This window comes from Stenotrophomonas sepilia (assembly GCF_003244875.1).
Taxonomy (GTDB): domain Bacteria; phylum Pseudomonadota; class Gammaproteobacteria; order Xanthomonadales; family Xanthomonadaceae; genus Stenotrophomonas; species Stenotrophomonas sepilia.
Genome location: NZ_LXXZ01000065.1, coordinates 1 through 14,786 on the forward strand (window position 1 = coordinate 1; position 14,786 = coordinate 14,786).

Genomic DNA, 14,786 nt, shown 5'->3' on the forward strand with positions numbered 1-14,786 from the left:
GGTTTTTGGGGGAGGGCGGGATGCGATCCTTGCGCAGCTTGGCGGCGTGGAGTTCTTTAGTCAGGGTGTCCAGCACTGCGACGGCCTCGGATGTGAGGAAGATGGTCCGATTGATGGGCTTGCCCCCCGTGGGGTCCTTGGTGTCCCGGAACGTGGCCTCGGGACGCTGCTTGCTGTAGTCCAAATCCTCCCAGCGTAGATTGATGGCTTCGCTGCGTCGGGCCGCAGTCCAGCGCAGGAAGGCAATGGCAGCACGGGTGGATGGGGACATGGGGGCGAGGGCGGTCAGGATGTCCGCCCACTCCTTATCAGTAACCACCCGCTCACGCTCGTTCCGAACCTTGGGCTTGAGCGTGGCGTGGATGGGGTTGTCAACCTTGAAGCCCCAGCGCTTGATCGCCGCGGTAAAGACGCTGGAGAGAACGGCGAGTTGGCGAGTGATGGTGGCGGGGGCGAGGTAGTAGTCGTCTTCCAACGACCGGGCCATGCCGCCGTTGGCGAGGCCAAAGTCTTGGGGAGTGAGCTTGCCCACCGGCTTGCTGAAGGTGGCAGGGAAGCGTTGGGCGAGCAAGCGGAGGAGCCGGGCATCGTTGTCGCTCCCCTTCTTCTTGCCATCCTTGGCCTTGAGTGAGAGCACCTCGGAGATGTAGCGCTCGATCCAGACCCCCAGATTCTGGTTGCCCATCAGGTTGGAGGCGGGTTGCTTCTCTTCGTGGAGCGCGGCGCGCTCTGAAGAAGCGAACGCCTCGGCCTGGGCGAGGGCCTTGGCTCGGGTCGCTTCGCTGTAAGGGAAGGTGCGGTTGATGGCGTGCAGGTTGCCCGCTGCATCCTTGCGCTTGATCTTCACCTGGAACGCCGAGCCGCGGTCGTAGACGCCCTTCGTGCGTGCAGTTTTTTTGGGGCGGGCCATTCGTTCAGTCCTTGATGAGAAGAATGGATTTTCCCAAGAGTTTCCCTTGAGTGCAATAAGCCATTGTTTTTAAATGGCTACGATGAGAATCGTTCGCATTCGTAATGCGTAGGTCGCAGGTTCGACTCCTGTTTCCGGCACCAGTTGCAATGAAAAGCCCCGGCCTTTGGCCGGGGCTTTTTTTGTTGGGGGGGCTGGAACCTATTGATTGGCCAAGGATTCGTTGCGAGCTGGTCATTGGAGCGGGCATCCATGTCGCTCGTTGCGGGTCGTTCACGTCCACGCGAATCGGACGGGTTGGTCCTGATCACTTGGCTTCATTCCAACTTACATGGAAGCACCTAACCGCCTCACTGATCGAGCGTCCCCCGGTAGCTCGGCGAATTCGCATGGTAGTAGCAAGGTAGTCATTGATGAGGTACGTTCCGCTTTGGCAGTGAAGCCAGCACAGGGGGGATAGGATGCGCGTATCTCAGCAGTACAAGCTAAAACGAAAACAGGCAGAGCTCGATTTCGTTGACGTTCCTTTGGATACAGATCTTCCAGTTTTTGTGGAGCCCACGGCAATTCGGGCAATGGACACTCCGTGGTCTAGTGAGTGCGTGGCACTCCTTCAGAACTTCTTTAGCAATGTTCTCAGTGCGGTGCAAAAGGGGGACAAGGCTAGGGCTGTCTCGCTACTTGGGTCGTTGAACGAAAGAAATGATTTTCATCTTGGTTATTCATCTGGTAAGTCGCGTGGCCACGCATTCGGCAAGGGATCTGCAGGGTCAGTGTGGGAGTCACTCCTGACAAGCAAAGCCGCGAAGTCTGGGGTGCTATCTGACTTGGAAGATACCGCCCTTCTCATCGAAGGCGTGGGTGCTGATATGATCTCTGATGCGGTCTGCAACATAATCCGAGCGCCGCTAATTGAGTACACTCAAGACATGTGCCGATACTACGGCATTCCTATGGTCGCAAATGTTTCATCAGGCCCATGCTGGGACATGCAAGCGCAGAACTGGGTGGCGAGGCATGTAGAGCTTCCCATGCCGAAGGGCGAGAGTCTCGTGTTGGTCCCAAAGTCGATTGTTCGACTCGCGGGTGCTTATGACGCTGGGACCTACTATCGGCACTACTTGTTGCCGGAACTACAGAAACAACACTTGGCCAGTGGATCTGGCCTGGTAGAAGTGCTGAAGAGTAAGAAGCGAAGGGTCACGAAGACCGCTTTGATGAAACACTATGGCAAAGACAAAAATGCTGTAGCAAAATTGACGGAGGACAATCCTGATGTCCTCGCCAAGTATAAAAAGGCGAAATCGGCAGATCCTTCGCCTCCGATCAGTAATGGTACGTTTGCGGAGATTGAGAACGTCGCGAACGTTCAATTGTACGATCTCTATAAGAAGGTGGTAGCTGTCCCTCCTGGAAGAGCCCACGCCCACGACTATGAGCGAGCTGTCGAAGGCCTCCTTTCGGCCTTACTTTACCCGTCTCTCATACACCCCGTGCGCCAAGCCCCAATCAATCAGGGGCGGAAGATTGTCGATCTCCGGTTTTCTAAATCAGCCACAGCTGGCTTCTTCAGTTGGCTTTCAAAGCACTATACCGCGCCTTACGTCTTCGTTGAGTTCAAGAATTACACAGAGGATGTTAAGAATCCGGAGCTTGACCAATTGTCTGGGCGGTTCTCAAAATCCGGAGGGCAAGTTGGCATTCTGATTTGCCGCGCGGTTAGTGATCGCAAGAAGATTGATGCTATGTGCCGAGATACCGCAAAAGATGGGCGCGGCTACATGATCGTGCTTGACGATGCGGACTTGGAGACCCTGGTCAAGTCAACGACGGCGATGCATTACGATGTCTCGAGAACCATTTTGAACGATCGGTTTGATCGCCTTGTCCTTTAGGGCGCGTGCCTTGCCTATCGGCTAGTTGAGACGCTGCGGAAACCAGCCGCAGCGTCTGTTTGGCTTGCTTTTACTCCTCGGAGTTGAGCTTCTTGAGAGTCGTGCTTGCCTTCTGTCCGTCAAAATTCTTGCCGAGGACGCAGCCTGCACCGTGCTGCGACTGCACTTCAGGCACAAACGCAACGCCGTCCCAGCCTTCCTCCACAGCCTTTTGAGAGAACCAAGTCCTGACTGCCTTGGAAATCCTCTTGGCTTCTTTTCCGGAATCTTGGTTGTAGAGCTTGAGTACGCGTTCGCTGGTGCAGAGCACCACCGGTTTTGCCTCGGAGCGCTCAGCTGCTTTAGGGAATTTAACGCGGCGCGGTGCAGTTTTGGTTGTTGCCATGGCTTCTTCCAGTGAGAGTGGGTGCGGGTGCTTAGGATTGAGTCCGCGTGGTGGATCCTGGTTCAGTGAGTTTGATGAGTCAAGTATGGATTAATCAATGTGCTTCGCTTTAGCGTCGTAGCGGCTGCTTGGCAGTCCACGTGGTTTCATGTCTCTCCATACATCAATCGCCGCCAATTCACTCAGCAGGGTGTTCGGCGCCACAATTTCATCATTGTGATTCAATGAGGTAGGTGTTGATCGAATGGCGTACCTGTCTACAATCCTTGGAGATTTGAGGGTGGTCGTATTCTTGACTTTCCTGGTGGCCAATCCTTGATGCCCATGAGTGTCATCATCCGTGTTGATTCCGGGGCATGTGCCCATGCATCGACCTATCGGCAGAATCTCAATTAACTTTAGTGAAGATGGTCGAGGCACGTAAATTGCTTAAGAGCACGAGGTGTACACGCTGCGGACGATCCGCATCCAAACATGGCCTTGCATCCTGTCCTAAGTTGGCCTTATCGCCACTTACGGACGCTCCGCCCGATGTCATCTGCCCTCACCAAGCGCATCGTTCTTACAGCAGAAGCCCGTGACCGCCCCTATGAGCTTAGGGACGCTCAGGTTCGCGGCCTGATCCTGCGTGTGCAGCCAACAGGGCACAAGGCTTGGATCGTGACCTGGGCGCACGGTAAGCGTCGTACCTTGGGTTCGGTCGAACATCTGTCACTTGATCAGGCCCGCGACCAAGCCCGGCAAGCGGTCGCTGAATACGTTCAGTCCGGATTGCCGACACTCGCAAAGTCCAAGCCCACCAGTTGCACGCTTGAAACACTGCTCAATGACCACTTCGAACCTTGGGCGATAGCTGAGCTCAAGGGTGGTCGTCAGTACCCGGACCGCATCCGATCAGTGTTCCCGTGGCTGTTACGCCGTCAGATCATCGAAATCGACGTGCCCACGATGGAGCGATGGTGGCGCGGGCGTGTCACTGGCCCCGATGCCGTCACCAAGGCTACTGCAGCGCGCGACTTCGCTTGCCTGCGATCTGCCTTGTCCCGTGCGGTCGAGTGGAGGTTGATCGAGACCAATCCTTTGATGGGTATGCGTCAACGATCAGCGGCTAGCCGCAAGGTGGTCCGGTTCCTGTCCCCGGACGAAGAAGCGATGCTCCGGGCTGCGCTCGCCGCGCGCGATCTAGCTGGGGTTGAGGGGAGGGCTAACGCCAATGCGGCCCGACGCAAGTACCGGCAAGCGGTTCTGCCTGATTTGCCGATGGACGGGTACGTCGATCACCTGACCCCGGTGGTTCTTACAGCCATTAATACCGGTATGAGACGTGGTGAGCTGTTGTCGATGAGTTGGGCTGACATCAACTGGGAAGCCAAGATGCTGACCATTCGAGCCGAGAACGCCAAGTCCGGTAGGCAGCGTCACATCCCGCTAAACGTCGAAGCCATGGAAGTCCTGCAGCGTTGGGCTAGACAAGCGGGCGAACGCCGTGCGGGCAAGGTCTTCGACGTGACCGACATCAAGAAGGGGTGGGGAAAACTCATAGCCGATGCCCGCATTGAAGAGTTCCGCTTCCATGATCTGCGCCATCATTTCGCATCACGCTTGGTGCGGGCAGGCGTGGACCTGAACACGGTGCGAGAGCTCTTGGGTCATGCTGACATCACCATGACTCTTCGTTACGCCCACTTGGCCCCGGACACACTGGCGGCGGCTGTCGCCAAGCTGGCGGCGTGAGCGGGCTAGCGCCTCTGCTTCCCAGCCAAACGCTCGAGCTCTTCCCGCATCCTTTGGCGCTCCGCAGAGGGAAGCTTGGCGAACGCCAAGATCGCCGCAGCTAGGTCATCGTCCTCAGCGAACAGGTAGGCGACCGGGACATCCAATGCCTTGGCTAACTCCGCAGCCTTGGTCATGTCAGCTTGGTTTCGTTCGCGCTCGTACCTGTTGATCAGCACGGCACCCCGGTTCTTGTCCTGGTCCTTATCCACCAGCGCCCCCAGCGCGCGCTGGGAGAGCCCGCGCAGTGCTCGAGCTTCGGAGAGCCGCTTGGAAAACGTTGCAGTAATGACAGTGGGCGAGGGCACGCGAAGGTAACGGTCTGTGAACCTGTAGAAGCATGGGACATATACCTGATCAGTAGAAGTCATTACCATAGCAGTATATAGCGTTGTGCGTGGTATGACTGGCCGCAAGGGGTGGTCGGGCCCGTCAGCGCTCAGTCGGGGACGTTGAGATGAAGAACCGGATTACGCATGTTGCCGTCATGTCGTTGGTGCTGACGGCTGTTGTTCCCGGGGAGGTAGTGGCTCAACAACAGCGGTCTTACGACCGTTTCAAGGATCGAACCTCCTACGAGGCCAAGGTGGAGCTATCGGAGCTGTCGAAGACCAGCAGGGGCATTTCTCTGAGCCTGCAGAGCGTGGTAGACGGAGACCGCGCCGTGACGAAGTTGGATTCTTTCACCGTCTCGGCCATCGTCACCTTCAACATGTCCTATGACGTTCGCTGTGCTGGTACAGGCTTTGACATGCTCGTGGACGGAAGGGCTGTTTCGCTTCCCAGCGACATGCCGGCGTTCAATCGATATGAGTACGCCATCCTTTCCTTCGGCAAGAAGATGACCTTGGCAGAAGCAGGGGCCTTCGCCCGTGCCAATAGGATCGAGGTCCGGGTCTGCGATACCGAATACAGCCTAGATGACGAGCAGCGCGCTGCGCTGCGTGATCTGGTCAAGGACGCTCAGATTAGTAGTTCAACCGGTGGCTGATGTCGGAAACGTCGCACATCCAATCATGGAGGAGAGAACATGCAAACCAGCGATTCAGCAACTAACCTTTATCAACGCCCTGCTTGCCGTGCTGCCATCCCCTCGGGTAGATCATCCGCGAAGTGTCCTAAGTGCTATGCGAACCTGCCCAAGGCAATTGTTGAATCGAATCGTGCGAGCGCGAATGCCAGGGAAGAGTGTGGCTCGACAGCGGCGTGTGTGGCATTGGGGCTAGTTTCACTCGCCATTGGGCTCTACTTCCTGACAACCCCTCAGCAAGCGGCTACCGCAACATTGCCAACATGCATGCGCTCGCAGTGGGGCAAGCCCTGACCATCGCTGGGGCTGTGTTCCTGGGGCTTGGTATCCGCCCTCGTTGAGGGACTAAATGCATCCCAACCGGGCCTGCTGATGGCAACGTCAGCGGGCCTTTCTATGTCAGTTGATGCACCATCTGGCTGCTGTCTCAGTCGCCGGGTTAGCAGCATCGAGTAGGCGCTATAGGATCGCGCTACCGATCAATGTGGGGCTGTCCGAGGACTGTCGATGCAGGGGTGTAGCTGCTTCACCAGGCGAGCCTTGTGCAGCGATTGGTGCGCGTTGGCAGACATTGGGCTTTTAGTGCGGATGCGGATGAGTTGCGTCCAAAACACGAAGTCCTAGGTGGTTCGCAAAAGTCGCAGTGCATAAGCGGCGAAGTGGCGTCGTCGGCAGATTACTCCATACATAGCATGACGCACCGTGCTCGCTGCCGTGTGATCGCCTGCTACGTGTATGCCTGTGACATCAGGGAGCCCGCATGTACTTTGCCCTCTCCTCAATCCGCCTTTTCTCCCGTGCAGTGGTGAGCTTTTTGATCATCTCGAACATTTGTTGCCACTCTAGTGGCGACAGATCGCATTTGGACCTTTGAAAGCAAGTCTTCCAGTCAGCAGCTGCCTGGGCAAGCAGGACTCGCCCCTCCTGCCTGATTTGAAGTCCACGAGACCGGTCATCCAACGGCCTGTCCTCTAGAAGTTCTTCTCTGATCAATCGGGCGACGAGAGACGACATCGACGAAGGCGCAACTTTCATGAGCCGGGCCAAGCTGGCTCGGGTCAGTGGTCTTGCCTTGGAGGAATCGGCCCGAGCGACCGCATCTAGCACCATTAACGCGGCGGTGGAGAGCTTGATGGGCTTGTATAGCAATAGCTCTGCATCCAACTCGCCGGTCAAGTCATTAGCAAGGATCAGGAGTTCCTTGAATTCAGCATGCGATAGGGGGGTGTAGGGTGCGGTTGCCATACCGCATTTTAGGTTGGCGGACTGTTCGACTTCAATGAGTCCCCCAAATTATTCGCCCTCAATATTGCTTTTGACGGAGGCCGCCGGCAACCGCGACAAAAGAAGGGAAAATTCAATGAAGAAGAATAGCTGCATCGAGCGCTTGACCCGCCTGTTTGCTGCGCAGCGCGAAGGTAACGAGGCATCTCGCGTCGCCCAGTACAGCATTGCCGAGGAAATCATGGGCCCGGAATCGCTTTCTGCGGAAGATTGCTGCAAGGCGCGACGGGATTCTCCCTGTCGCGACATGACTGCTTTTGAGGCAACGATGGAGTTCGCCAAGGTGGTCCAGCTGAACACGGGTGTCTCTGGCCGTCGCTTCGACCTGCGCGTATGCGATGCCTCGATGTTCCGTGCGATCTGGAAAGCTCGCCAGATGGTTGACATGACCGGTATCAACTACCGCGACTACGTTCAGCGTGCTGTGACCTACTTGCGCCACTGCGGCAAGAAACGCATCACTCCTGCAATGCTTGTCTCTGCTGAAGTACAGCTGCACGTGATGGAACTCGACGCCGTCAGTCGCTGAGGCCCGAGCCGGTAGCGGCCCTTGGCGACCATGTTGGGTGCGGAGGGGCCCCTCTGCGCCTAACGGCACTAAGGAGCGTGATGGCTAGGGATGGCCTGGGACCAGGTGAAGTTCAGGCTGTCACATTTGGCGATAGCGCCATCCAACCGCTTGGGGGCCGTTCCCTCATCCAATCCATTGCGCGCCCGCAGCGGAAGCGTCCGGGCGCGCCGTGCGCTAGTGAAATCAGAAGACCGGCGATTTCATCGGCCCGGTCGGTATAACACTGTCTTTATCGAGGAGGGCAGGAGAATGGCTAGGAACAAAGAGTCAGGCGCGACGGGCGGGAAGGCAAAGGTAAAACGGCCTAATCCGGCCCGAAAGAAGGCGTCTGCGAAGAACATGATGGAGGCGCAGAGCAGGGATGCCTCGTATCAGCGCGCGCTGAAGTCGGCTGATCCCGTGGAGCGACAGGTGGGAGAGCTGGTCTTCCAGCGCACGTACATCGATAAAGGCTTGCTTGCTAAAGAGGCATTGTTGCTGCGCAACCGTTGGATCGGGAACCGCTACATGTCCCCGGTGCAGGCCACGCAGGCCTTCACGGAGGCATACACCGCCGCGTACCGTGCTGCTTGGGCGCGCCACTTTGACCTTTCCGAAGCGCCGCATAAGCAGCCCTGTGCGCCAAGTCTCGCATTGAACGACAGGGCGGTTATTACCAGCTTGTGGCGGGCCCGTCAGAAGGCTGACGAACTGGGAATGCCGTACGATCTGTTCTGCGAGGTCGTCATGGAACGATGGATCGTGGGCCGGAAGGCGAAGCGCCCACCATTGCCAAACCAGCTGATTTCCGGGAAGTTGTTCGGTGCATGGATGCGAGGACATCCGACCTGGGCTGAAGCTAGTGAACGGTTGTTCTTGCCCGCTTGGGATCGGCGCTTCTTTATGGAGCCGTCTGGAGAAGATCCCGTGCATGCTGCGGCAATGCGAGCATTGCGTGCCGATGTGTTGCATGCAAAGGACCGTTCCGCCCAATTGGCGCGATATCTTGGGGCTGGTGGACCGCTGACAGAGGCGCGTGCCAAGGCGATGTTTGAAGCAGATATGGTCCGGGATGCGCTAGCGATGGTCGCCGTGCCTGCTGAGGTCAACGACGCGCCTGAAGGATACGTTCCGGCGTGCATCGGCAATCGTAACGACGTGCGGGATATGCCGTGTCACAACTGCCCATTCGCCGTGCGGTGCTCGAGCGTAAAGCGGAAGGTGACACGCGCGCTGAACGCGGCAGGCGCCTCTGGCGATCCCCGTGCGGACAGGAGGCGTGAGCAGAACCGGAACAGCCAGCGCAAGCATCGCGAGGAGCAACGGCGAAAACTGGCTGCATAGCGAGCGCCAATAAGGTCTTATGAGCGCAAACGAGCTTGCTTGTCAGCGGCCCCATAAGAGCTATAAATCAAGAGCAACTACCTTCTCTTTGAGAAGGTAGATATTTATTGGGATGCCAACGTTGATGTCCCGTGACTGGTCCCATCGGTACTCGGGCCTTCGGCCCTCGCACCTCGGGTCCAGATGCGCGCCCCTTCGGGGACGCGCAGAAAATTATAGCCGGGGTTGTGTGGAGAGCGCGCCTCGGAGTCATCGAGGATGATCTGTAAGCCTCTGTGTTGAATCCCACCGGTATTTGCGTAGGGGTGTCGCTGGCCGGTCCTGCGGCGCGCTCAGCGAGCTTCTGGTGAGCCCTGGCGAGCATCCTGCAGGCCGCTTATGAGCGCAACCTCCCGGCAATCACTGTGATGTATAGATTGCTCGCCCATGTATGCAGTGTTTATGACGATCCACATGACACATGGTCGATTCGATGGCTACCCGGATAATCATGTCGATTGTTGTGAACCGCAGTTGTCATTGATCCACGGCGAAATGGCCGCGAGGTTGCACGGGGACTTGGCCGTGAAAGCGCGCTTTGGAGGTCCCGCATGCGGATGTAAAGCGCATACGAAGCGCTATCAAAGTCCATGTGCCCTAAGCCTAACGTGCAACGTGTGGGCGGCGGTGTACGAGCTCGTGCCTGCAACCGCAAGATGTGGTGGCCATGTATGAAGCGTGCGGTGGTGTTCGATCTTGTACGAGCGGTAAGGAATGTGTTCCTTTCAAGTCTCATCCCCTGCGACCGATATGCTCAAGGATGCATAAAACAATCAGCGGGACGGCTACATGGATCGTTGGACGTGGATGATGGTAAGGATGTATGCGCCCGCACTTGGGGCTTTGGCGCTGGGGTTGCTGCTGATGCTGCCGTTGGGAATGCTCCGGGAGAGTCCGGTGCTTGCAGGGGTGTATGCGATGGCGCGATGGCTCCCTGCGTTGGCTATCGCGGTATCGGTCACCCTTGCACTTGTCGCTACTGTGCGGCTATGGCGCTGGGATCAAGGGCGCAGCCAGCTGGTGTGCGAATGCGGTGGCTTGCTTGGCCGGGAGCGTACTGGGCGCTTTGGTGCATATCGGAAGTGTCTCGCCTGCAACCGTAACGTCAATGAGAGGTACTACACGTAGGTTCGGTCTCGAGGCGCGTACACCGCGAGCCGCTGTCCGCCTTGAAAGTAGGTGTGAGTCCAACCTGGCTTTCCATGGGGCTTCACGGGCCCGAATCGGCTCAAAGTGACGGCTACTTGGCTTACAAGGCACTTATCGGCACCCTGGTTGCCAGTTGGGGTTGGCTAAGTCATTGATCCAAAAGGGCGCCTGACCATCTGTGGTGCCATGGGTAACTGCATCAGTACTGCGTGACCCCTTCGTGCGGCGAGTGTGGGGTCTGATGTGAGTGAGTAGTGCGCTTTCCGAATTGGTGGCTCCTGCCAGCGCTTTGGCGGGCTATACAATCCTTCCATACATACAGCGAACCGGGGACTTGCGTGAGATCGATCTATGCAAACAGGAATTCCAAGGGCGATTTTCTGCTGAACGAGTTGGAGCGATGGGCAGATCGCGGTCTCTCCGTCTGCATTGCTTCTGCATTTTTCACGGATGCTGAAGTTGTCGAGAGGTTGTTGTACAAGGGTTGCAGCGTCTATATGGTCGTTCGACTCGGATTTCCTACAAGTCCTGATGCGATAGAGCGTGTGCGAAAGCACCCGAACATGAACTTGCGAGTCTATACAAGCAGAACATTCCATCCAAAGCTCTACATCCTAGGGGATGAGGAGGCCTTGGTCGGATCTGCGAATCTGACTCGATCTGCTCTGATGACGAACCAGGAGGTTGTGGTCCACATCGATCAGCATGACGGCTGCCTTCAGGATCTTGTATCGATATTTGATGACTATTGGGCCGGCGCTTCGGTGCCGACTGACTCAGAGCTGTCGACTTACAGAGGCCTCTATCGACAATTTTCCAAGCTCGACCATGAGGTTGGAGTGCTGGAGCAGAAGGTCCTTGGAGAGCTTGGTGAGACGTCACCTGCAAACATCGATCGCAGTGAGGCCAGGCAGGATAAGCGCTCTGCCTTCGTCGATGGGTTCAGGCGTAGTTATCAGGAAACCACTTCAGCCTTCAATGTCATCAGGCGGGTCTATGAGGCTAGTGGGTATAGAAAAGTCTCTGAGGAGGAAATTCCTCTGCGCATTGAGATCGACTCGTTCCTTAGCTATGTGCGCGAGACTGTGGCAAGTGGCGACTCTTGGGCGAGTGCGCCGTTACGTTCAGAGACTGAGCAGCGGTCGATGCTTGAGCCGCTGATTGAAGCTTGGAGCCGAACCCCTTGGCCGCATTTTGAGGGGAGGATTGTCGTCGATAACTATCCTCGCTTGAGGTCTGTCTTCTCAACCGAAGATTCGATTAGTCAGGCCGACGACTCGGAGTTGTTCGATGCCTTGGCAACGCTGCACTCATTCCATGATCGATTCAGGTTCTTTGAGGGAGGGCTGCCAACCTGGAAGAAGCAGTTTCCAGCCCTCAATGACCCGGCCAAGACGAGGAAGACCCTCGCATACATCGTACATGGCCGAGGAGACATCGTGGAGAGGATGGCGAACGCCATCTACTCGCCGAAGTTCAAGTTGAATGAGTTTGGGCGGGCGAACGTACAAGAACTGGTTGGCTGGACCAATCGCGAGGAGCTGCCAATCATCAATGGTAGAACGACAAAGGTCTTGCGGTACTTCGGCGCGAGAGTAAGTCAAGTAGGATGAGGTGGCTGTTTGGGCATTGCGGCGACAACGCGGCGTGCGAAGGCACTTTGGTGCCGTTCAAGCGCGAAAGGATCTGCAGAAAGAGCTACCTCACAATGGGTGCGGCACGGGCGGGTGCGCTTGACTAGATCGAGCGAACCCATCACTTAAGAATGAGGCGGAGGGTTGCCAGGCAGAATCAGAAGGTCGCAGCTCCTTTAGAGCCGTCCGTGAAGGGGGGTATCCCTCTTTTGTCTGCGATTGCGGTGAGTTATCATCTGAATTGGTGAGGCGGCATGGACATGTTGTTGGCCGATGCATTCGTCGGCATTGAACGGACCTGTTGGTCCAAGAGCGTCCCCGCTGTCCCAATGTGGACTTTGCGCACTTAACGTTACATTACGCGGTAAGTTGATGCCCATGTCAGCCTCACCACCTCCTATCAAGAAGACATCACTGCTCTCGCCCAACGCGATCGCGTTTAGGTCCATCAAAAGCAGGAGTGAGCTTGCCAACTGGATTGGCATCAAAGAGTCCACGCTGATTTACATACTGTACCGACTGCCCACCAGCAAGAAGTACACGGACTTCCTGATTCCAAAGAGGAATGGGGGAACTCGAATGATATCGGCGCCGCGTAAAGCGCTGAAGTATGCTCAGAAGCGAATTTCGAGCGTGCTTTATGATATCTCGCCTCCGCGCAACTTGTCGAAAGGCTATATTCCAGGTCGCGGCATTTTTGATCACGCATACAGACATAGGCGGCGCTCTACCGTCGTTACAGCTGATATTAAGGGATTCTTTCCCAGCATCAATTTTGGCAGAGTGCGAGGCATGTTCGCGGCGGCACCTTTTGGCCTGCCTTTGGACGTAGCAACAATGCTCGCCCAACTTTGCTGCAAAGACGGTGAGCTGCCGCAGGGGTCTCCTTCCTCTCCCGCCATATCAAACATCATCTGTCGCTCTCTTGATCTAGATCTCGCTGGATTTTCGCGCAAGCATCGAATCACGGTCACACGTTATGCTGATGACGTGTGCTTCTCTACCAATATGCGAAAGAACCTGTTCCCCCTGGTCGAGCGAAATGACTTGCTGGGAGAGGTGCCGGGAGGAGAGGTATCCCGGATTTTTGAAAAGAATGGATTTGAGTTGAATCTGAAGAAGTTCAATTTATCTAAGTCCAACTCTCGTCAAATGATCACAGGCTTAATCGTCAATTCGCACGTGAATGTTCCGAGGCAATGGAAGCGGCAGCTCCGCACCCTTCTGCATCTTCGCAGCAGGATGGAAGATGCGCAGGCTACTGAGATCGCCAATACGTGGGCACGCCCTCAGGCATCAAGGAAGGGCGTGACAGAGTCTATAGACCACCTGATCCGCGGAAAGGCCAGTTTCGCGGCGTACATTGATTCCCGCTCCGGCACCAGACATATTGCATCACTGCATCGGGGATACCCCAAGCTGCGGCAGATGCTTCCTAGGATGAATCCTAGCTTTCCAGTCCGAATTATGGCGGAGGGTCCAACAGACTTGCTACATCTAGAGGCAGCATTGCGCCACTGTTCCGATCGGATCGACTTCTCTAATGTGGCACTAAGACTCCACAACTACCAAGGGGATGTCGGTGATACAGACATGATCAAGACGCTCCATCGGATCAACAAGGTTGACGTCGAAGAGCTGACCATTGGGATATTTGACCACGACAACCCGAGCTTCCTTAAGGAAATTTCACTGAACGAGGGTTCGCACGTTCGACTCGGAAGAATGGTTTTTGCTGCGTGCCTTTCTAGGCCAAAGTTCGTAACTGGGAATTACTGTATCGAATCACTCTACAGGAGAATTGATTCCTCCAGGGTTACATCAGAGGGCAGGCGCCTGTACTTCTCGGACGAATTTGATGCTGAGGGTCTTCACTCGCAAGGGGTTTTGAGGCGGCAGTACCCGAAGAAGACTGCTCTTGTGCTATCTGAGCGAGTGTTCGATCCCAAGGATCCCAACGTTTCGTTGACACTATCGAAGACCGATTTTGCTGCGATGGTCAATGCTGGCGCGGCTCCGTTTAGCGACATGGACTTCTCAGGTTTTCTACCCACGCTGGCGCACTTGAGAAAAATGATTGACGAGGCAATGTACTTTTCCGGAAATTCCTAGGGTTGTTTTGAACAAATATCAAGCTGGTAGAGGCTTAGATGGCGCTTACGGCCGTTCGGGTCGCTTCTGGTCAGTTTCAGGAACTGCTTCTTGGCAGTTGGAACTCAGATCCCGCACAGTGTGCCATTGGCGACGGTCCTTGCCGGTCCGCTCTGCGCGAGTAGTGCTTATCCTGTCTGTTGCTAGCCGCTTTGTTTGCTCGCGTGACTTATCGGTCGGGTTCGTAATGCGTAGGTCGCAGGTTCGACTCCTGTTTCCGGCACCAGTTGTAGAAAAGCCCCGGCCTTTGGTCGGGGCTTTTTGTTTGGCCGATTAGCGGCGCGACGCCATCAACGCCGCGTCATACCCGCATCCTTCGCCAGCCACCACGCCAGCTGCCGGAGATAACCACCTGCTGCTCCCGCCGATGCGCCGATCATCAGGCGTGCAAGCACTCTGATCCCGCGCGCGGCCCGCTCCCGCACCCAAGGCAGTACCGCCACCACCTGCGCACCCAGCAACAGCATCAGCACGTCCAGCCCCAGCGCATCCACCACCGGCAGCAACGGCAGCAGATCCGGATTGCAGGCCAGCACGATTACCAGTGCAGCACCCAGCACGGCCATCAGGCGGCGCCCGGCGGGCACGGTGGTCCAGTGCAGCAGTCGGCTGATCAGGCGCATGGCATTCCTTGTGCCTTGT

General features: G+C 56.4%; 12 protein-coding genes and 1 pseudogene. 8 read left to right on the top strand and 5 right to left on the bottom strand.

Features of this window, described 5'->3' with window-relative positions; translation table 11 throughout:
* Positions 1 to 910: site-specific integrase (locus A7X97_RS13425; protein ID WP_146260246.1), on the bottom strand; the 910-nt coding region annotated here is incomplete at its 3' end.
* 461 nt (positions 911 to 1,371) lie between these two features.
* Here A7X97_RS13425 and A7X97_RS13430 point away from each other — a divergent pair.
* Complete coding sequence (locus tag A7X97_RS13430; protein WP_146260247.1) at positions 1,372 to 2,805, top strand: hypothetical protein; 1,434 nt, start codon at positions 1,372 to 1,374, stop codon at positions 2,803 to 2,805.
* A 70-nt stretch (positions 2,806 to 2,875) separates the two neighbouring features.
* Here A7X97_RS13430 and A7X97_RS13435 read toward each other — a convergent pair whose 3' ends face one another.
* Positions 2,876 to 3,190 carry a hypothetical protein gene (locus A7X97_RS13435; protein WP_111008056.1) on the bottom strand — a complete coding sequence of 105 codons (315 nt, stop codon included), beginning with the start codon at positions 3,188 to 3,190 and terminating at the stop codon, positions 2,876 to 2,878.
* 531 nt (positions 3,191 to 3,721) lie between these two features.
* Here A7X97_RS13435 and A7X97_RS13440 point away from each other — a divergent pair.
* Positions 3,722 to 4,924 carry a site-specific integrase gene (locus tag A7X97_RS13440; RefSeq protein ID WP_172412108.1) on the top strand — a complete coding sequence of 401 codons (1,203 nt, stop codon included), beginning with the start codon at positions 3,722 to 3,724 and terminating at the stop codon, positions 4,922 to 4,924.
* A 5-nt stretch (positions 4,925 to 4,929) separates the two neighbouring features.
* On the opposite strand, the gene A7X97_RS13445 is transcribed toward A7X97_RS13440, so the two are convergent.
* On the bottom strand, positions 4,930 to 5,271 hold the full coding sequence (locus A7X97_RS13445; protein WP_088496458.1) for a helix-turn-helix domain-containing protein: 342 nt from the start codon (positions 5,269 to 5,271) through the stop codon (positions 4,930 to 4,932).
* Between the two features lie 149 nt (positions 5,272 to 5,420).
* Between A7X97_RS13445 and A7X97_RS13450 the strand changes: the two genes are divergently transcribed.
* Positions 5,421 to 5,954: a hypothetical protein gene (locus A7X97_RS13450; RefSeq protein ID WP_088496446.1), complete on the top strand. Its 534-nt coding sequence runs from the start codon at positions 5,421 to 5,423 to the stop codon at positions 5,952 to 5,954.
* 786 nt (positions 5,955 to 6,740) lie between these two features.
* Here the strand turns inward: A7X97_RS13450 and A7X97_RS13455 are convergent.
* A complete protein-coding gene (locus A7X97_RS13455; protein WP_088496445.1) occupies positions 6,741 to 7,238 on the bottom strand; it encodes a MarR family winged helix-turn-helix transcriptional regulator in 498 nt (165 codons plus the stop codon).
* A 115-nt stretch (positions 7,239 to 7,353) separates the two neighbouring features.
* On the opposite strand from A7X97_RS13455, the gene A7X97_RS13460 reads away from it, so the two are divergent.
* The 5 genes and pseudogenes from A7X97_RS13460 (at position 7,354) to A7X97_RS13485 (ending at position 14,105) form a co-directional block, all read left to right on the top strand.
* Positions 7,354 to 7,806, top strand: coding sequence for a hypothetical protein (locus tag A7X97_RS13460; protein ID WP_088496457.1), 453 nt, complete (start codon positions 7,354 to 7,356; stop codon positions 7,804 to 7,806).
* A gap of 291 nt (positions 7,807 to 8,097) precedes the next feature.
* A complete protein-coding gene (locus A7X97_RS13465; RefSeq protein WP_143592506.1) occupies positions 8,098 to 9,171 on the top strand; it encodes a bZIP transcription factor in 1,074 nt (357 codons plus the stop codon).
* Positions 9,172 to 10,697: 1,526 nt separating this feature from the next.
* Complete coding sequence (locus tag A7X97_RS13475; protein WP_172412107.1) at positions 10,698 to 11,972, top strand: phospholipase D-like domain-containing protein; 1,275 nt, start codon at positions 10,698 to 10,700, stop codon at positions 11,970 to 11,972.
* An 11-nt stretch (positions 11,973 to 11,983) separates the two neighbouring features.
* Positions 11,984 to 12,241 (top strand): annotated as a pseudogene (locus A7X97_RS13480) (hypothetical protein); the annotation flags it as partial.
* A 130-nt stretch (positions 12,242 to 12,371) separates the two neighbouring features.
* Positions 12,372 to 14,105: a reverse transcriptase domain-containing protein gene (locus tag A7X97_RS13485; RefSeq protein ID WP_181503443.1), complete on the top strand. Its 1,734-nt coding sequence runs from the start codon at positions 12,372 to 12,374 to the stop codon at positions 14,103 to 14,105.
* A gap of 329 nt (positions 14,106 to 14,434) precedes the next feature.
* Here the strand turns inward: A7X97_RS13485 and A7X97_RS13490 are convergent, their stop codons facing one another.
* Positions 14,435 to 14,767 (bottom strand): hypothetical protein, encoded by a 333-nt coding sequence (locus A7X97_RS13490; protein WP_088496441.1) that lies wholly within the window; start codon positions 14,765 to 14,767, stop codon positions 14,435 to 14,437.
* Between the last annotated feature and the right edge of the window lie 19 nt (positions 14,768 to 14,786).

Excerpts from the sequence above, each read along its gene's own strand:
- A7X97_RS13460 (WP_088496457.1), top strand. The coding sequence starts at position 7,354 with ATGAAGAAGAATAGCTGCATCGAGCGCTTGACCCGCCTGTTTGCTGCG.
- A7X97_RS13485 (WP_181503443.1), top strand. The coding sequence starts at position 12,372 with ATGTCAGCCTCACCACCTCCTATCAAGAAGACATCACTGCTCTCGCCC.
- A7X97_RS13490 (WP_088496441.1), bottom strand. The coding sequence starts at position 14,767 with ATGCGCCTGATCAGCCGACTGCTGCACTGGACCACCGTGCCCGCCGGG.
- A7X97_RS13430 (WP_146260247.1), top strand. The coding sequence starts at position 1,372 with ATGCGCGTATCTCAGCAGTACAAGCTAAAACGAAAACAGGCAGAGCTC.
- A7X97_RS13450 (WP_088496446.1), top strand. The coding sequence starts at position 5,421 with ATGAAGAACCGGATTACGCATGTTGCCGTCATGTCGTTGGTGCTGACG.
- A7X97_RS13455 (WP_088496445.1), bottom strand. The coding sequence starts at position 7,238 with ATGGCAACCGCACCCTACACCCCCCTATCGCATGCTGAATTCAAGGAA.
- A7X97_RS13440 (WP_172412108.1), top strand. The coding sequence starts at position 3,722 with ATGTCATCTGCCCTCACCAAGCGCATCGTTCTTACAGCAGAAGCCCGT.
- A7X97_RS13465 (WP_143592506.1), top strand. The coding sequence starts at position 8,098 with ATGGCTAGGAACAAAGAGTCAGGCGCGACGGGCGGGAAGGCAAAGGTA.
- A7X97_RS13435 (WP_111008056.1), bottom strand. The coding sequence starts at position 3,190 with ATGGCAACAACCAAAACTGCACCGCGCCGCGTTAAATTCCCTAAAGCA.